At 73.1% G+C, this 17,798-nt stretch carries 11 protein-coding genes; 2 read left to right on the top strand and 9 right to left on the bottom strand.

Translation table 11 applies throughout. The annotated features are described in order from the left end of the window. The 6 genes from ABT381_RS01045 to ABT381_RS01020 form a co-directional block, all read right to left on the bottom strand. The coding region (locus ABT381_RS01045; RefSeq protein ID WP_351586184.1) for an AAA family ATPase at positions 1 to 893 on the bottom strand (893 nt) is incomplete at its 3' end. After that, entirely contained in the window at positions 890 to 2,053 is a 1,164-nt protein-coding gene (locus ABT381_RS01040; protein ID WP_351586182.1) for an exonuclease SbcCD subunit D, read from the bottom strand. The genes ABT381_RS01040 and ABT381_RS01045, both read right to left, overlap by 4 nt. Before the next feature lie 167 nt (positions 2,054 to 2,220). Beyond that, positions 2,221 to 3,600: an FAD-binding oxidoreductase gene (locus ABT381_RS01035; RefSeq protein ID WP_467754524.1), complete on the bottom strand. Its 1,380-nt coding sequence runs from the start codon at positions 3,598 to 3,600 to the stop codon at positions 2,221 to 2,223. 119 nt (positions 3,601 to 3,719) lie between these two features. Continuing rightward, positions 3,720 to 6,938: an alpha-L-rhamnosidase gene (locus tag ABT381_RS01030; protein ID WP_467754517.1), complete on the bottom strand. Its 3,219-nt coding sequence runs from the start codon at positions 6,936 to 6,938 to the stop codon at positions 3,720 to 3,722. Between the two features lie 192 nt (positions 6,939 to 7,130). Then, positions 7,131 to 8,273, bottom strand: a complete 1,143-nt coding sequence (locus tag ABT381_RS01025; RefSeq protein ID WP_351586180.1) for an acyl-CoA dehydrogenase family protein — start codon at positions 8,271 to 8,273, stop codon at positions 7,131 to 7,133. Beyond that, positions 8,270 to 11,788: an indolepyruvate ferredoxin oxidoreductase family protein gene (locus ABT381_RS01020; protein ID WP_351586178.1), complete on the bottom strand. Its 3,519-nt coding sequence runs from the start codon at positions 11,786 to 11,788 to the stop codon at positions 8,270 to 8,272. The genes ABT381_RS01025 and ABT381_RS01020 overlap by 4 nt, the downstream gene beginning before the upstream one ends. A gap of 161 nt (positions 11,789 to 11,949) precedes the next feature. On the opposite strand from ABT381_RS01020, the gene ABT381_RS01015 reads away from it, so the two are divergent. Then, positions 11,950 to 12,387: an Lrp/AsnC family transcriptional regulator gene (locus tag ABT381_RS01015; protein ID WP_351586176.1), complete on the top strand. Its 438-nt coding sequence runs from the start codon at positions 11,950 to 11,952 to the stop codon at positions 12,385 to 12,387. A gap of 10 nt (positions 12,388 to 12,397) precedes the next feature. On the opposite strand, the gene ABT381_RS01010 is transcribed toward ABT381_RS01015, so the two are convergent. Then, positions 12,398 to 13,114 (bottom strand): hypothetical protein, encoded by a 717-nt coding sequence (locus ABT381_RS01010; protein ID WP_351586174.1) that lies wholly within the window; start codon positions 13,112 to 13,114, stop codon positions 12,398 to 12,400. Between the two features lie 128 nt (positions 13,115 to 13,242). Here ABT381_RS01010 and ABT381_RS01005 point away from each other — a divergent pair, with 128 nt between their 5' ends. Further along, positions 13,243 to 14,724: an aminotransferase class I/II-fold pyridoxal phosphate-dependent enzyme gene (locus tag ABT381_RS01005; protein ID WP_351586172.1), complete on the top strand. Its 1,482-nt coding sequence runs from the start codon at positions 13,243 to 13,245 to the stop codon at positions 14,722 to 14,724. Positions 14,725 to 14,752: 28 nt separating this feature from the next. Here the strand turns inward: ABT381_RS01005 and ABT381_RS01000 are convergent, their stop codons facing one another. Continuing rightward, positions 14,753 to 15,529, bottom strand: a complete 777-nt coding sequence (locus tag ABT381_RS01000) for a VOC family protein (RefSeq protein ID WP_351586170.1) — start codon at positions 15,527 to 15,529, stop codon at positions 14,753 to 14,755. A 202-nt stretch (positions 15,530 to 15,731) separates the two neighbouring features. Beyond that, complete coding sequence (locus ABT381_RS00995) at positions 15,732 to 17,795, bottom strand: ABC transporter ATP-binding protein (protein ID WP_351586168.1); 2,064 nt, start codon at positions 17,793 to 17,795, stop codon at positions 15,732 to 15,734. Between the last annotated feature and the right edge of the window lie 3 nt (positions 17,796 to 17,798).

Raw genomic sequence — 17,798 nt, 5'->3', positions numbered from 1 at the left:
GCGATCTCCAGCCGCTCGCGCGCACCGGCCCGGGCGACGGCCGCCCATGCCAGGACGGTGGCGGCGAAGCCCGGTTCGCCGGGTGCCGGCGCGGCGTCCGTACGGCTCGGGGCGGCGGTCTTCTTCGTTCGCGTACGAGAACCACGGCCGGTACCCGTGGCGGGCTCCTCCTCGGCCCGGCCCGGAGCGGGCACCGAGGCGTCGCGCAGGTCCGGGGTGTCACCCGCGGCCTGTGCCATCCGGTGGGCGAGCGCGAGCAGCCGGTCGTCGGCGGCGGTGACCCGGTCGGCCGCTGTCTTCCGCAGCCCGGCGAGCCGCTCCTCCAGGGCGGCGAACCGGCGGGTGTCGAAGAGCCGGCCGAGCAGCTTGGCGCGGGCCTCGGCGTCGGCCCGCAGGAACTTCGCGAACTCGCCCTGCGGCAACAGCACGACCTGGCAGAACTGCTCCTTGCTCATGCCGAGCAGCTGCTGGACCTCCTCGCCGATCTCCTGGTGGGACCGGCTGAGCGCCCTCCACTCCCCCGCCACCGGGTCGAACTCGCGCAGCGCGCTGTACGCCTTCTCCATCGTCGTGCCCGTGCCGCGCTTCTTCAGGCGGGGCTGCTCGGGGCGCCGGGTGATCTCCAGCCGGCGGTCGGCGACGGTCAGGTCGAGGACGACCTCGGTGAGCGTGCCGGGTGCGGCGAGGGCGCTGCGCAGGGACTGGCCGCCGGGGCGGGCGCCGGGCACGGAGCCGTACAGCGCGAAGCAGACGGCGTCCAGGACGGAGGTCTTGCCGGCGCCGGTCGGGCCGTGCAGCAGGAAGAGCCCGGCGCCGGAGAGCCGGTCGAAGTCGACGGTCTGGGCGGCGCCGAACGGCCCGAAGGCGGTGAGGGTCAACCGGTGCAGCTTCACGCCGACTCCTTCGCCGCCTGGTCGGTCCGTACCTCGTCGAACGCCGCGCCGAGCAGAGCGCGCTCCGCCGCGTCGGCGGCGCGTCCGGGCCGCACGTGGGCCACGAAGTCCTCGGCGATCTCCTGGTCGCTGCGGCCGCGCAGCCGCTGCGCGTAGGAGACGTCGGGGCCGCCGTCGCGTGCTTCGGGCTCGAAGGCGAGCGCGAGGGTGTGCGGGAAGCGCGCGGTGAGCCGGGCCATCGGCTCGTGCGGGCGCGCGGGGTCGGTGAGGGTGGCCTCGACCCAGGACTCCTCGTGCCGGGCGAGGCCGGGGTCGGCGAGCAGGTCGTCGAGGCGGCCGCGGAGGCGGGCGAGCGGGCGCGGCACGGGGCACGGCAGCCGCTCGGCCTCCACGGCGCCGTCCGCGCCCAGGTCGATGAGCCACATCGACTTGCGGTGCTGCACCTCGGAGAAGGAGTAGGCGAGCGGGGAGCCGGAGTACCGCACCCGCTCGGTGATCATCTGGCAGCCGTGCAGGTGGCCGAGGGCCGCGTAGTCCACGCCGTCGAAGACGTCGGCCGGTACGGAGGCGACGCCGCCGATGGTGATGTCGCGCTCGCTGTCGCTGGGCGCGCCGCCGGTGACGAAGGCGTGCGCGAGGACGACGGAGCGGGTGCCGGCGGGCCGGTCGGCGAGGTCGGCCCGCACCCGGTCCATGGCCGCGCGCAGTACCGGGGTGTGCTGGGCCTTCTCGGCGCCGAGCGCGTCGCGGACCAGCGCGGGTTCGAGGTACGGCAGGCCGTAGAAGGCGACGTCGCCGTGCTCGTCGGTGAGCACGACGGGCGTGCCGCAGCCGGCTGGGTCGGTGCGCAGGTGGATGCCGGCCTTCGCCATGAGGCGGGCGCCCACGCCGAGCCGGCGGGCCGAGTCGTGGTTCCCGGAGATCATGACGGTGGGTACACCGAGGTCGGCGAGGCGGTGCAGCGCCTCGTCGAACAGCTCTACGGCGGCGAGCGGCGGGACGGCCCGGTCATACACGTCGCCCGCGACGAGCACCGCGTCGACCCGCTGCTCGCGGACGGTCTCGACGAGGTGATCGAGGAAGGCGCGCTGGTGGCCGAGCATGTTCACGCGGTGGAAGGAGCGACCGAGATGCCAGTCGGAGGTGTGCAAGATTCTCAACAGACGGCTCCGACCTGCATGGTTTCCTTCTTCCGCGCGATGCGTCCGCGACCGGCCCGCAGCCGGTGGTCAACGGCACGCACCACGCTAGCGCCCCTGGGCCCCCGGTTTCCCACGGACCTCGGTTTTCCGTGCACCGGGCGGCCTTCCGCCGGGGATCGTCCGAGTCAGCCGGCGCCCTGCGGACGGGCGCGTTCGGGCACGACCTTGCCGGGGTTGAGGATGCCCTGCGGGTCCAGCGCGGTCTTGATCGCGTGGTGCATGTCCAGGACGGGCGCGGACAGCTCCTGTGCCAGGCCGTCGCGCTTGAGGAGCCCGACGCCGTGCTCGCCGGTGACCGTGCCACCGAGGTCGATCGCGTCCGCGATGATCTCGTGGAAGGCAGCCTGCGCGCGCTCCTGGGCCGCGGTGTCGCCGGGCGGGGTGATCAGCAGCGGGTGGAGGTTGCCGTCGCCGGCGTGCGCGATGTTGGCGATGAGGGTGTCGTGACGGGCGGCGGCGCGCTCGATGCGGGCGAGCATCTCGGGTACGGCGGCCTTGGGGACGCACACGTCCTCGGTGAGGACCGGGCCGAGGCGTTCCAGCGCCGGGTAGGCGAGCCGCCGGGCCGCGAACAGCGCGTCGGCCTCCTCCTGGTCGGTGGACTGCGCGGCCCAGGTGGCGCCCGCCTCCTCGAAGCAGGCGAGCATGTGCGCGGCCTCCTGCTCGCCGGCCGGACCGGGCGCGTCCGTACGGCCGAGCAGCACCACGTCCGCGTCGACGGACAGGCCCATGTTCTTCCACTTGTCGACGGCGGCCAGGCAGTGCCGGTCGATCAGCTCCAGCGCCGAGGGGGTGAGCCCGGCGGCGCCGACCGCGGCGACGGCGCGGCCCGCGTCCACGACGGAGGAGAAGTACCCGGCGACCGTGCGCTCCGGCTCGCGCTGCGGGCGCAGCCGTACGGTGATCTCGGTGATTACCCCGAGCGTGCCTTCGGAGCCGACGAGGAGTCCGGCGAGGTCGTACCCGGCGACGCCCTTGGCGGTCCGCCGGCCCAGCCGGACGAGCTCGCCGGTGCCGGTCACGGCCTCCAGCCCGAGCACGTAGTCCCGCGTGACGCCGTACTTCACGCAGCACAGGCCGCCCGCGTTGGTGGCGACGTTGCCGCCGATGGTGGACCAGGGGGCGCTGGCCGGGTCCGGCGGGTACCACAGGCCGTGCTCGGCGCAGGCGGCGCGCAGGTCGTCGTTGACGACGCCGGGACCGACGACCGCGAGCCGCTCGACCGGGTCGATCTCCCGGATCGTGTTCATGTGCTCGGTGGAGAGCACGACGCAGCCCTCGACGGCGTTGGCGCCGCCGGAGAGGCCGGTGCCGGCGCCGCGGGTGACGAGCGGGACGCCGTGCCGCAGGCAGGCGCGGACGACGGTGCGTACTTCCTCCGCCGTGCGCGGCCGGACGACGACGCGGGGCGTGCCGTGCGGCGCCCACTCCGCCTCGTCGTGCACGAATCCGGCGGCGACCTCCGGGTCCTCGACCAGCCGCCCGTCCGGCAGCTCCTGCCGCAGCTCATCGATCAGCACGCCGGATCACCCGCCACTTCCTCGAACATGTCTGCCATCTCCGCACCGTATCCGCAGCCCCGAGGGGCGGTGATCACCGCCCCTCGGCCGGGTGCTGCGCCGTCTCAGCGCAGCGTGCCCGTGAGGTGGTAGCTGCCCGAATCGAGCAGGTACTCGGCGGTGCCGTCGGCGAAGCCGAGGAACTTCACGCCGGACGCCCCGGCCAGTGGGGACCGGTCCTCGCGGACGGTGGACGGATCGGCGGTGGGGATGCGCAGCGTCGCCTTGCTGTTCGGCGGGACGACCGCGTGGTACGTCAGCGTCTCGCCGTGTACCCGCCACTCGCTGACGATCCTGCCGTACGGCGAGCGGTGCGCACCGGTCACCTCCCGGATCCTTCCGGTCGGATCGGGGTGCGGCTGGAGGAAGAAGTGCCGGAATCCGGGGTGGGCCGGGTCCTTGGCGATCCCGGCCATGTCCTCGTACATCCACTCCACGATGGCGCCGTAGGAGTAGTGGTTGAACGAGTTCATCTCGACCGGGCCGAAGCCGTCCTCCTTGGAGTAGGAGTTCCACCGCTCCCAGACCGTGGTGGCCCCGTTCTTCACCGAGTACAGCCACGACGGCATGGCGTCCTGGTGGAGCAGCCGGTACGCGAGGTCGGGCCGGCCTTCGGCGGTGAGGACCGGGGCGAGCACGTTCACGCCGAGGAAGCCCACGGACAGGGTGTACTCGTCGTAGTCCACCCGGCTGCTGTCCGGGTGGGCCCGCTTGTAGGCCGCGCTGTTCTCGATGTTCTCCGCGAGCAGCTCGACCAGCTGACGGCGCTGGGCCTGCGTGTCGTACAGGCCGAGTTTGAGCACCCACAGCAGTGCGGTCTGCGTGTTGTCCTCGGTGGGCTGCTCGCTGCCGCCCGGTTCGACGGCCGAGGCGCCGTCCAGGCCCGACCGGACCGTCAGCCTGCCCGCGGAGTCCGTGGCCAGGTACTTCGCCGTGAACGCCCCCTTGATGCGGGAGAACAGGTCGCGGTACTCCTTCACTTCGGCGTCGCGGCCGATGGCGCGGGCCATGTCCGCCATCAGCCGGGTGGAGTGCGCGTAGTAGACGTCGCTCATGAACTGGGCGCTGGTGCGCTGGAAGGCCAGCCAGTCTCCGAAGATCGCGCCCGGACCGGCGTACTTGTCGCCGGTGCGCCGGCGGATCCAGTCGAGGTACTTCGTCATCGCCGGCCAGCAGCGCTCGACCACGGTGGCATCGCCCGACATCTGCCACACGGTCCAGGGCACGACCACACCCGCGTCGGCCCAGCCGCTGCACGGCTGCTTGGGCTCGTACCGCGCCCCCGGTGCCACCGCGGTGAACTGCGCGCCGTCGACGCCGTACACCTCCTGCGATGCGGCCAGGTTGTACTCGGCGAAGTGGCTGAGGAAGTTCACGGCGTCGGCGTTGTAGAGGCCGGTGTTGGCGAAGAGCTGCGTGTCGCCGGTCCAGCCGAGCCGCTCGTCGCGCTGCGGGCAGTCGGTGGGGATCCACAGGTAGTTGCCGCGCTGGCCCCAACGCGCGTTGCCGAACAGCTGGTTCACCTGCTCGTCGTCGGTGGTGATGCTGCCGATGTCGTCCAGGGCCGAGGTGGCGACCTTCCCGGTCACCTCCGAAACGGTGACCGCCGCGCCGGCGGTGGCCACCGTGACCTCGACGTAGCGGAAGCCGTAGAAGGACAGCGAGTCCTGGTGGGTCTCCGGCGCGCCGCCCTTGAGGGTGTATGTGCTGGTCGCCTTGGCGGAACGCAGATTCGCCCGGTAGACCGAGCCCTCGGGGCCGTCCGCGCCCGCGCTGTCGTCGTTGAGCATCTCCCCGAACCGGAGAACGACCTGGGCGCCCGCGGGGCCGCTGACGGTGTAGCGGGGCACGCCGACCATGTTCTGGCCGAGGTCGAAGACCGCGGTGTCGCCGGCGCGCAGGGTGACGGCGGTGTGTGCGGCCTTTTCGGCGTCGGTGGTGGACCGGGACCGGTCGACGACGATGTGCCCCTTGCCGTTGGCGCTGGAGCTCTTGCCGGCGACCGTGCCGTAGACGACGACGGACTGCGGTCGCCGGTCCCACTCGGGCGCCAGCCGTGCGGACTCACCTGGGTACGCGACGAGCCCGGCGCCGGGAAAACGGGCGGTGAAGTCGTCCTCGTCGGCCGCCTGCCAGGCCGCGTCGTCGAAGCCGTTCGCCGCCCAGCCGGGCAGCTCCTTGCGCGCGTCGTAGGTCTGGCCGTCGTAGATGTCGTCGGCGCGGTAAGGGCCCGTGTCCGTCGCCTTCCAGCCCGCACCGGGCTCGGTGACCACCGTCTGTGTGGTGCCGTCGCCGTACCGGATCAGCAGTTTCGCCTTCAGCGCCAGGCGGTGGCCGCTCTTCGCGTAGTACGTACTGCCCTCGGAGATCCGGCTGTTGTACCAGCCGTTGCCGAGCACCGCGCCCAGCGTGACCCGGTCGCGGTCACGGGCCACCAGGTCGGTGACGTCGTACGTCAGATAGCTGACCGTGCGGTCGTAGTTGGTCCAGCCCGGCGTCAGCAGCTCGTGCGTCTCGCCCTTGCCGTGCGGCACTCCCACCCGGCTGCCGTTGACGTAGGCCTCGTACACGCCCAGCGCCGAGACGTACAACCGCGCCTCGCTCACCTGCCCGGAGCTGCCTGCTCTGGCTGCCTTGCCTGCTCTGCCCGCTTTGCCTGCGCGCAGGGGCACCTCGCTGCGCAGCATCGGCGCCCCGGGGCTGTTGGGCTTCTTCCCCGCCATCCCGATCCACTTGGCGCCGTCCCAGCCGGCCACTCCGTCGGTGCTCAGCAGGCCGGTCTCGAAGTGGGCGGTGGGGCTGTGGGAGACGGGGCGGCCGTCCTTGTCCCAGACCAGGACGGTCCAGTGGTACCGCGTGGACGCCGCGAGCCCCTTGCCTCCGTACGGCACGGCCACCGAGTCGGCGGAGGTGACACGGCCGCTGTCCCATACGTCGGCGGAGCCGGGGCTGTTCAGGCGCTGAGGAGTGGTGGCCACCAGGATCCGGTAGGCGGTCTGCCGCTGCCCGCGAACGGCAGACTCCAGGCGCCATCCGAAGCGGGGCCTGGCCGCGTCCACTCCGAGGGGCGCGGTGCGGTGCTCCACGGTCAGCCCGGTCACGGATGTCCCACCGGAAGGCATTCCGGCGGACGCCGGTATCCCGCCGAGGACCGGCTCGGCCGCTGCCGGGGTGGCGGCCCCCAGTCCTCCGGCCAGGGCCACGGAGGTGGCGCCGAGAGTCGTGGCGAGCACGGTCCTGCGCGCCACCCCACCGCTTCCCGTGCCGCTTGCTGCCTCGGTCATACCGTCTTCCCTTCAGCTTGGCGAGTCCCCGTAGAGTCATATCCGGATTGGATCGTTTCAACGCGCTGTCGCTGGAAGGTAGTAGGCGGACACGCGAGTGTCTACCACTCACGCAGCGAAACAATGAAACATTTCAAACAGCACCTGCAAAAAGCAGCGGCTCCCGGACGTGCCGCCGGGAGCCGCTGCCTCTCAGGGACGCGACAGCTGTCTGCTGATGACCAGCCGCTGGATCTGGTTCGTTCCCTCGAAGATCTGCATGATCTTGGCTTCGCGCATGTAGCGCTCGACGGGGAAGTCCCGCGTGTAGCCGTATCCGCCGTAGACCTGCACGGCGTCCGTGGTGACCTTCATCGCGGCGTCGGTCGCGATGAGCTTGGCGACGCTGGCCTGGCGGCTGTACGGGCGGCCCGCGTCGCGGCGGCGGGCGGCGTCGAGGTAGGTGGCGCGTGCCGAGTCGACGGCGGCGGCCATGTCCGCGAGGACGAAGCCGAGGCCCTGGTGGTCGATGATCTTCCGGCCGAAGGCGGTGCGCTCGTTGGCGTACGTGACGGCCGCGTCCAGGGCCGCCTGCGCGACGCCGGTGGCGCACGCCGCGATGCCCAGCCGCCCGGAGTCCAGTGCGGACAGCGCGATCTGCAGGCCCTGGCCCTCGCTGCCGATCAGCCGGTCCGCCTCGATGAGCGCGCCGTCCCAGTGCGCCGCCGTGGTCGGGATCGCGTGCAGGCCCATCTTCTCCTCGGGCCGTCCGAAGGTCAGCCCTTCGGCGGCGCCGGGCGCGAAGAAGCAGGAGATGCCGCGGCTGCCGACGGCGGTGCGGGCGAAGAGGGTGTAGAAGTCGGCCTTGCCGCCGTGGGTGATCCACGCCTTGCTGCCGGTGATCCGGTAACCGTCGGCGTCCCGCACGGCCTTGCAGGTCAGCGCGGCGGCGTCCGAGCCGGCCTGCGGCTCGGAGAGGCTGTAGCCGCCGACCTGGTCACCGCCGAGCATCCCGGGCGCCCAGCGGTGCCGCTGCTCCTCGCTGCCGTACGTCATCAGGGCGTACGCGGACATGGTGTGCACGCTGGCGGCCACCGCGACGGCCGCCCAGCGGGCCGCCAGCTCCTCAATGACCTGGAGGTACACCTCGTACGGCTGGCCCCCGCCGTCGTACTCCTCCGGGTAGGGCAGGCCGAGCAGTCCGGCCGCGCCCAGGGTGGTGAACAGGCCCTCCGGGTACAGCTCTTCGCGCTCGTGCTTGTCGACGCGCGGCGCGAGCTCCTTGTCGGCGATGTCGCGGGTGAGGTCGAGCAGGTCCTCGGCCTCCCGGGTGGGCAGCATCCGGTCGACGGTCATCGTGCCTCCATGTGCGTGCCCGCTGCGGGACGGGCAGTGGTGGTACCGAGACCCGCGAGTGCGGCGCGGGCCTGCTCGCGGAAGTCCGCGACGCGCGCGAGCTTGATGTCCTCGTACCCGCGCACGAGGTCCGGCAGCTCCGCGACGGCGCGCACGGCGTCGGCGCTCTCCGGCGTGAGGTGGGCGAGCGCGCCGCGCACCAACTGGCGGTACTCGCCGATCAGGGCGCGCTCCACGCGCCGGACCTCGGCGTACCCGAAGAGGTCCAGGGAGGTGCCGCGCAGCACGCGGCCGGCGCGCAGGGACCGGAAGGCGACCGGCGCCGTGCGGCGCAGCCGGATCTTGCGCTTCATGCCGAGGGCGCGCAGAACGGGCGGGTGCAGCAGGACGGAGACGCTCGATCCGGTGCCGAATTCGTCGTCCAGCTTGGCCTGTTCCGTGGCGTCGAGATGCAGCCGGGCCACCTCGTACTCGTCCTTGTACGCCATGAGCTTGTGCAGGCCGCGGGCGTAGGCGAGGGCGATGGAGGCACCGGCTTCGGCGCCGCCGCGCTCCTGGGCGAGGGCCGCGACACGGGCGACGTCGTCGGCGTACCGGCGGGCGTACCGCTCGTTCTGGTAGCCGATGAGGTCGGCGGTGCGGGTGGCGATGGCCGCGCGCAGCTCCTCGTCGGCGAGGTGCCCGGTGGTGTGCTCGGCGGCGATCGCCGCGGCGGCCGGGGTGATCCGGACGACCGGGCGTTCGGGGGCGGCCAGTGCGGCCGTCACGGCGCCGCGGTCGAGCACCGCGGCGCGGCCCCAGCGGAAGGCGGCGAGGTTCTTCTCGACGGCGGCGCCGTTGAGGCGGATGGCGTCCTCGACGGCCTCGGCGCTCAGCGGGAGGCAGCCGTGCTGGTAGGCGGCGCCGATGAGCACCATGTTGGCCGGCATGTGGTCGGCGAAGAGGGCTTCGGCCAGGCCCTGCGCGTCGAGGTAGAGGTTGTCGTCGCGGCGGGTGACCGACTCGATGCGTTCCAGGGCGTCGTCGGGCGAGCCGGGCAGCACGACGCGGCCGGTGACCATGGCGGCGGTCGGTACGACGGCGGTGTTGACGACGGCGACGGTGTGGCCGGCGCGGGCCACCGCCATGTTGCTGTCGGAGGCGGCGCCGAGCAGGTCGAAGCCGACCAGGACGTCGGCGGTGCCGCGCGAGGCGCGCAGCGCGCCGGTCACCGGCGTCTTGGCGATCCGCAGGTCGCTGAGGACGGGCCCGCCCTTCTGCGCGAGGCCGGTCTGCTCCAGCCCGGCCGCGTACAGGCCGTCCAGCCGGGCCGCCATCTGGAGGATCTGGGAGACGGTGACCACGCCGGTGCCGCCGACGCCGGGCATCCGCAGCAGGGTGCCGGCAGGGCCGAACCGGCGGGCCGGTTCGCGCAGTTCCACCGGCAGGTCGGGGATCTTCCGGGGCTCCTTCCGGCCCGGCTCGACGAGCAGGAAGGACGGGCAGTCGCCCTTGAGGCAGCTGAGGTCGGTGTTGCAGGACGCCTGGTGGATGCGGGTCTTGCGGCCGAACTCGGTCTCGACGGGCTGCACGGAAAGACATGTCGATTTGTCGCCGCAGTCCCCGCATCCCTCGCAGACCCGCTCGTTGATGGCGACCTTCTCGACCGGGGTGGGCAGCTGGCCGCGCTTGCGCAGCCGCCGCTCCTCGGCGGCGCAGCGGTCGTCGTGCAGCAGGACGGTCACGCCTTCGGTGGCGGCCAGTTCCCGCTCGGCCTCGGCGAAGTCGTCTCGGTGCCGCACGGTCGCGATCGGGTCCAGCCGTACGCCGCGGTAGCTGCCGGGCTCCGCGGTGGTGACGACGACCTTGCGCACACCTTCGATGGCCAGCAGTCGGATGACGGCGGGGATGTCGAGGCGGCCTTCGGCGCGCTGGCCGCCGGTCATCGCGACGGCGTCGTTGTAGAGCAGCTTGTACGTCATGGTGACGCCGGCGGCGACGGCGGCGCGGACGGCGAGCGAGCCGGAGTGGTGGAACGTGCCGTCGCCGAGGTTCTGCACGAAGTGCGCGTCGTCGGTGAAGGGCGCGATGCCGATCCACTGGGCGCCCTCGCCGCCCATCTGGGTCAGCCCGATCTGCGTGCCGCGCCCGGCGCCGTCCAGCGCGATCATCGCGTGGCAGCCGATGCCGACGCCGACGAGCGTGCCGTCGTCGGTGCGGGTGGAGGTGTTGTGCGGACAGCCGGAGCAGAAGTACGGAGTGCGGGCGGCGACGGTGGGCAGGGTGATGCGGGCGGGGCGGGCCGGGGTGAGCGCGTCCAGGTGCGCGCGGGCCCCGTCGGGCAGCCGGTCGGCGCCGATGCGGCGGGCCAGCGCCCGGGCCACGTCCTCGGCGCCCAGCGTGCCGCGCGCGGTGAGCAGCGGCCGCCCGCTCTCCTCCCGGCGCCCGACGACGACGGGCGCGTCCGCCGTCCGGTACAGCGCCTCCTTGAGCAGCCCTTCCAGGAACGGCACCTTGTCCTCCACGACGAGGACCTGCTCCAGGTCGCCGGTCATGGCCACCAGATCCTCGTCGGCGACGGGGAACGGCATGCCCATCCGGATCAGCCGGATGCCCAGCGCCTCCATGGCCGCCTCGTCCAGGCCCAGGTCGTCCAGTGCGCGCTGCACGACGGCGTACGAGGTCCCGGAGGCGAGCACGCCGAGGGTGGCACGGCGGGCGCTGAAGGTCACCTTGTTGAGCCCTGCTTTACGGGCGTAGGCGCGGGCCAGGTCGAGGCGGCGGGTGAGCATGTCGTGTTCCGCGTCGAGCGCGGCGGGGCCCACGAGGGCGGGGGCCGTGGGGCGCACGGTGCGGTCCGGCTCGGGGATGCCCTGGCGCACCGCGTCGAAGTCGACGGTCGCCGAGGCGTCGGCGATATCGGCGACGATCTTCAGTCCGGTCCACAGGCCGGTGGCGCGGGACAGCGCGACGGCGTGCAGCCCGAACTCGATGATCTCCGCGACGGACCCGGGCGCGAGGACGGGCATCGCCAGGCTCTGGCACATCCGCTCGCAGGTGCTGGGCACGGTGGAGGACTTGCTGCCGGGGTCGTCGCCGATCCAGGCGACAGCGCCGCCGAGCGGTGCGGTCCCGGCGAGGGTGGCGTGCCGGATCGCGTCGGCCGCGCGGTCCAGGCCGGGGTTCTTGCCGTACCAGTAGCCGGTCACCCCTTCGTGCCGGCGGCCGGGCACCTGGCCGAGCATCTGGGTGCCGGCCACCGCCGTGGCGGCCAGCTCCTCGTTGACGCCCGCCTTGAAGACCACGCCGGCCTCGTCCAGGAAGCGGGCCGCGCGCCCCATCTCCAGGTCGACACCGCCCAGCGGCGATCCCTGGTATCCGCTGACGAAGGCCCGGGTGTCCAGGCCGCGGGCCTCGTCCAGCCGGCGCTGCTCCAGCGTCAGCCGTACCAGGGCCTGGACGCCCGAGATCAGCGCGCGGCCGTCGGTGGCCGTGTACTTGTCGTCGAGCGACACCGCAGCGGGTGGGGTGCTCACGCAAGCCTCCTCGACATCGTTGTGAAGGATCTTGGAAATGAGGTGGTGACGAACGGGCACAGCACAGCAACGGGAAGCGGAACGCACAAGACTCGAAACAAAACTCGGCGCCAACGCGCAAACTATTTACGAATGATCAGCTGCGACATACATTCCTTTGCATGACTGAGGTCGACGACATCGATCACCGCCTGCTGCGACTGCTGCGCGAGGACGGCCGCCGGACCTTCTCCGAGATGTCCGCCGAGGTGGGCCTGTCGGTCGCCGCGGTCAAGCGGCGCGTGGACCGGCTCAAGGACATCGGGGTGATCACCGGCTTCTCCGTGCAGATCGACCAGAGCAAGCTCGGCTGGGGCATCGAAGCCTTCGTGGAGCTGCGGTACGCCGGCACGACGCGGGTCAACGAGATCGTCCGCTCGGCCTACAACGTCCCCGAAGTACAGGCCGTCTTCACCATCGCCGGCGACCCGGACGCCCTCATCCAGGTCCGGGTGCGCGACATCGCCCATCTGCAGCAGGTCATCGACGGCCTGCGCAGCGCGGGCCGGGTCACAGGCACGAAGACGCTGATGGTCCTGGGGTCGTGGAGCCGGACCTGAGGATCACCGGTCACACCTCGCCGCAGAGCCGCTGTACGGCATCGCGCGCGCACTGTGCCACCTCACGGGACCGTTCGGCCTGGCGCCGGTGGTCGTCAGCGGCGTCCGGATACTCCGTCATGAGGCGGTCGTGGCGGCGGGCGAGCTCTTCCTCGGCGGCGGCCAGCCCGACCGCCGCCGCGAGGAACTGCGCACGCAGCCGGGCCACCACGCCGTCGGGGTCCGCCGCCTCGCCGAGGACTTCCGCGTCCGCCACGTCCGCCTCGTCGTCGAGGCCCTGTTCGCCGCGGCCGGTCGCCCCCTGCCGCTCCGAAGCCCTGAGCTCCCGGTCGACGGCCTTCTGGTCCCGGTCGTCACTGGCGTCCGCGCGGCGCAGCGCCGCGTGACTCCGCTCCAGGCCCGCGGCGGTCGCGTCGAGCAGGGCGCGGGACCGCTCCACCGCCTCGTAGGACCGCTGCCGGCTGCCGGCCGACATCAAGCCCATCTGCTGTGCGCGGTGGTCCAGCCGGCGTTCCAGCTCACGCAGGCGCACCTCCCGGTCGTCCGCGGCGCGCTCCCGCTCGTCGGCGAGGCGTTCCCGTTCATCCGCCAGGCGTTCGCGCTCGTCCGCGGCGCGGTCCCGTGCATCGGCACTGCGGTCTCGCTCCTCCGCCGTGCGGTCCTCTTGCTCGCGCGCGTATCGGTCGCCCCGATCGGCGCCCGATGTGTCCGACGGCTCGCTGTCCATGCCGCCAGTATGCGTCGCTCCGCCGTCCGCCGGGCTTCCGTCCGGGCGCGTTCGGGGGAGGGTGGCTCGTTACCGCTCAGGGCATATGCCCGGATTGACGTCACCCGCCCGCGGGAAGCCGTGGGTACATGGCACAGGATCACACGCAGGCCCCGGTTCTCGAAGCGCTCGCCGACTACCGCGAGCTCGGCCGGCTCTCCTTCACGCCCCCCGGACACAAGCAGGCCCGCGGCGCCGATCACCGCGTCCGCGAGGTGCTGGGCGACGCCGTCTTCCACGGCGACGTGCTGGCCAGCGGGGGCCTGGACGACCGGCGGACCTCGGGCCGGGTGCTGGAGCGCGCCGAGCGTCTGATGGCCGATGCCGTGCACGCGTCGCACACCTTCTTCTCGACCTGCGGCAGCTCCCTGTCCGTCAAGGCGGCGATGCTGGCCGTCGCGGGGCCGCACGAGAAGCTGCTGATCGGCCGGGACGCGCACAAATCCGTCGTGTCCGGTCTCATCCTGTCGGGCGTCAACCCGGTCTGGGTGGACCCGCAGTGGGACGCCGACCGGCACCTCGCGCACGCGCCCTCGCCCCAGGCGTACGAAGCCGCCTTCGACGCCTGCCCGGACGCCCGCGGCGCGCTGGTCACCAGCCCCACGCCGTACGGCAGCTGCGCCGACATCGCGGCCATCGCCGAGGTCTGCCACCGCCGCGGCCGGCCGCTGATCGTGGACGAGGCGTGGGGCGCTCATCTGCCCTTCCACCCCGATCTGCCGTCCTGGGCCATGGACGCGGGCGCCGACGTCTGCGTGACCAGCATCCACAAGATGGGCAGCGGCCTGGAGCAGGGGTCGGTGTTCCATCTGGGCGGCGACCTCATCGACCCGGCGCTGCTGAAGTCCCGCGCCGACCTGCTCGGCACCACCAGCCCCTCGGTACTGCTGTACGCGGGCATGGACGGCTGGCGGCGGCAGATGATGCTGCACGGCGAGGCGCTGCTCGGCCACGCGCTGGAGCTGGCGGCGGAGGTGCGGACCGGGATCGAGAAGATCGACGGGCTGCACGTCAACGACCGGGCGGACTTCTGCGGCCCCGGGCTCGGGCACGACTTCGACCCGCTGCCCGTGGTGATCGACGTCAGCGGGCTGGGGACGACGGGCTACTGCTGCGCCGACTGGCTGCGCGCGCACCGCGGCATCGACGCCCATCTCGCCGACCACCGCCGGATCAGCACGCAGCTCACGCACGCCGACGACCGCGGCACCGCCGACCGGCTGCTCGCCGCGCTGCACGATCTCAGCCGGGCCGCGCCGGAGCTGCGGCCGGCGCCGGAGATCGAGATCCCGCCGCCGGCCGGGCTGCGGCTGGAGCAGGCGTGCCTGCCGCGGGACGGGTTCTTCGGGGCGACGGAGGACGTGCCGGTGGCCGAGGCGGCCGGGCGGATCTCGGCGGAGATGCTGACGCCGTACCCGCCCGGCATCCCCGCGGCCCTGCCCGGCGAACGGCTCACCGCGCCCGTACTGCACTACCTGCGCACCGGCATCGAGGCGGGCATGAACCTGCCGGACGCCACGGACACCACGCTCGGCACGGTCCGGGTACTGGTGGAGGAGACGCACCCGTAGAGGTACGCACGGGGGCGAGCCTCTGCCCTCAGATGCCTTCCGTGACCGTGAAGAGGCCGCCCTCCGGGTCGCGGAGGGCGGAGCGGTGGCCGCCGCCCTCGGTCTCCACCGGCGGGGAGGCGACCGCGCCCCCGGTCGCGACAGCGGCCTCGGCGGCCGCCTTCACGTCCGGTACGCAGAAGTGCACGTGCCAGCGCGGCCGGACGTGCGGGTCGGGCGCCGACTCGACCGCTCCCCCGCGCAGCTCGGCCACCGTGTTGTCGCCCTCCCGCACGATCACCCGCTCCTGCTCGTACGCCACGTCGCAGCCCTTGCCCTCCTCGGCCGCCCACTGCAGTACCTCGGCGTAGAAGATGGCGGCGTCGAACGCGTCACGCGTCCGCAGCTCCAGCCAGGCCGGCGCGCTGCCCCGGCCGACGGACCAGCCGGCGGGGACGCGCCCCTCCCAGATCCCGAAGGTGGCGCCGTCCCGGTCGGCGGAGATCGCGGCGCGGCCGGGCCCGAAGGACCGGGGGCCGACGGCGACCGTGCCGCCGCGCTCCCTGATCCGGGCGGCGCAGTCGTTCGCGTTCGCGACGGCGAAATAGGGGGTCCAGGCGACGGCGACGTGCAGGGCACCCGCGAGCTCGCCGAGGCCCGCGACCGGATTGTCGTCCATGTAGGCGACGGAGAACTCCTCGCCCAGCGCCCCGGGCCGGAAGGTCCAGCCCAGTACCGCGCCGTAGAACTCCTCGGCCCCCTTCAGGTCGCGCGCGCTCAGGCTGACCCAGCACGGAACTCCTGGCACAGGTTCGGTCGACGCCATGCTGGACGTCACTCCTTTCGCTCCGGCCGGGCTGCCCCGCACCGGCCTCCCGCTCCGCGGCGCACGGGGTCCGGGCCCGGCCTGATCCATTCGCCCCACAGTGTCATCCGTGGGCCGGGGACACGCGTGGACGACACCCCGGTACCTCCCGTCCGAAACCGCAGGAAGTACGGACAGCGGGACGGATCCCGTGCTCGGGCGCTCAGCGCACCGGCACTCCCGAGGCTACGCCTGCGAGCGGAAAGTGGCAGGCCACGCGGTGTCCGGGCGTCGCCGGCTCGGCGGGCGGCGGCTCGGTGGTCGCGCACAGCTCCCGCGCGGCGGGGCAGCGGGTGCGGAAGCGGCAGCCGGAGGGCGGCTCGGCGGCCGAGGGGGTCTCGCCGCCCAGCGCCGCGGCGGCGGGCACGGCCCGCGGGTCGGGGATGTTGACCGTGTCGAGGAGGCCGCGCGTGTACGGGTGCAGCGGGCGGCCGAGTACGGCCTCGGCGGGCCCGGTCTCCACGAGCTTGCCGAGGTACATCACGCCCACGGTGTCGGCGAGGTGGCGCACGACGGCCAGGTCGTGGGAGATGAAGAGGTAGCCGATGCCCTTCTCGCGCTGCAGGTCGCGCATGAGGTTGAGGATCTGGGCCTGTACGGACACGTCCAGCGCGGAGACCGGCTCGTCGGCGACGACGAGGGAGGGGTCCAGGGCGAGCGCGCGAGCCAGGCCGAGGCGCTGCCGCTGGCCGCCGGAGAACTCGTGCGGATAGCGGTCGGCGGCGCCGCGCGGCAGCCCCACGTCGTCCAGCAGCCGGCCGACCCTGGCCCGCTGCCCGGCGCGGTCGCCGATGCCCTGAATGGCGAGCGGTTCGCGCAGGATGGCGCCGACGCGCATCCGCGGGTCCATCGAGGCGTAGGAGTCCTGGAACATCAGCTGGACGTCGCGGCGGTGGGCGCGCAGCTCCCGGCCGCTCAGGGCGGCGACGTCGCGCCCGGCGAAGCGGATGGTGCCGGAGGTGGGCGCCTCCAGGCCGACGACGAGCCGGCCGAGGGTGGACTTGCCGCAGCCGGACTCCCCCACGATCCCGTACGTCTCGCCGCGCCGTACGGTCAGCGAGATCCCGGCCACCGCGCTGACCTGCCGGGCACCGCGTCCGGGGCCGCGCCGCAGGGTGAAGGGGCCGGCCCGCAGGGGGTAGTCCTTGACGACGTCGGTCAGGCGCAGCAGGGTGTCCGGCTCCTCGGTGGCGGCCGGGGGCGCGGCGGCCGCCTGTACGGCTTGGGCGGGTGCGCCTTCGCGGGCGGGCCCGACAGGGTGGAAGCAGGCGAAGAGGTGGCCGGGCGCGGTGGCCGCGTCGCCGGTCAGCTCCGGTGCGTCGGTGCGGCAGGCGTCCGTGGCGTAGCCGCAGCGCGGCGCGAAGCGGCAGCCCGCCGGGAGGGTGTCGAGGGCGGGCGGCAGGCCGGGGATGGTGGCCAGCGGCTGTGCCGCGTCGGTGGCCCGTTCGGGGAGCGCGGCGAGCAGGGCTTCGGTGTAGCGGTGCCGGGGTGCGGCGAACAGGTCGTGCACAGGGGCTTGTTCGACGACCTTGCCGCCGTACATGACCGCGACCCGGTCCACCCGGTGGGCGATCACGCCGAGGTCGTGGGTGACCAGGATCAGCGCCATGCCGAGGCGGTCCCGCAGCTCGTCGATGAGTTCCAGGATCTGTGCCTGCGTGGTGACGTCCAGCGCTGTGGTCGGCTCGTCGGCGATCAGCAGCCGGGGCTCGCAGATCAGCGCCATGGCGATGGCCACGCGCTGTCGCATCCCGCCGCTGAGCTGGTGCGGGTAGTTCTTCAGCCGCTCGGCTGGGCGGGGCATCCCGACGAGCCGCAGCATCTCCTCGGCCCGCTCCCACGCCTCGGCGCGGCTCGCTCCGGTGTGCAGCAGGAGCGGCTCGGCGACCTGGGCGCCGATGGTCATGGTGGGGTTGAGGGAGGTCAGCGGGTCCTGGAAGACCATGCCGACGGTGTTGCCGCGGACGTCGCGCAGCGTGCGTTCGGGCGCGGCGGCAAGGTTCGTGCCGTCGAAGCGGATGCGGCCGCCGGTGATCCGCCCGCCGCCGGGGAGCAGTCCGAGTACGGACAGCGCGGTGATGGTCTTGCCGCAGCCGGATTCGCCGACGACGCCGAGGGCCTCTCCGGGGGCGAGGTCGAGGCTGACCCGCTCCAGGGCCTGTACGGTGCGGCCACGCCCGGTGATCTCGACGCTGAGGTCCTCGATGCTGAGGAGCGGAGGTGTCATGAC

It is taken from the genome of Streptomyces sp. NPDC000151 (assembly GCF_040301705.1).
In the GTDB taxonomy this organism is placed as follows: domain Bacteria; phylum Actinomycetota; class Actinomycetes; order Streptomycetales; family Streptomycetaceae; genus Streptomyces.
The sequence above is the reverse complement of the archived record's forward strand: the minus strand, read 5'-3'. Positions and strand labels throughout refer to the sequence as shown.

Coding starts and splice junctions, on each gene's coding strand:
- ABT381_RS01030 (WP_467754517.1), bottom strand. CDS start 6,938: ATGACCGAGGCAGCAAGCGGCACGGGAAGCGGTGGGGTGGCGCGCAGG.
- ABT381_RS01025 (WP_351586180.1), bottom strand. CDS start 8,273: ATGACCGTCGACCGGATGCTGCCCACCCGGGAGGCCGAGGACCTGCTC.
- ABT381_RS01015 (WP_351586176.1), top strand. CDS start 11,950: ATGACTGAGGTCGACGACATCGATCACCGCCTGCTGCGACTGCTGCGC.
- ABT381_RS01010 (WP_351586174.1), bottom strand. CDS start 13,114: ATGGACAGCGAGCCGTCGGACACATCGGGCGCCGATCGGGGCGACCGA.
- ABT381_RS01005 (WP_351586172.1), top strand. CDS start 13,243: ATGGCACAGGATCACACGCAGGCCCCGGTTCTCGAAGCGCTCGCCGAC.
- ABT381_RS01000 (WP_351586170.1), bottom strand. CDS start 15,529: ATGGCGTCGACCGAACCTGTGCCAGGAGTTCCGTGCTGGGTCAGCCTG.
- ABT381_RS00995 (WP_351586168.1), bottom strand. CDS start 17,795: ATGACACCTCCGCTCCTCAGCATCGAGGACCTCAGCGTCGAGATCACC.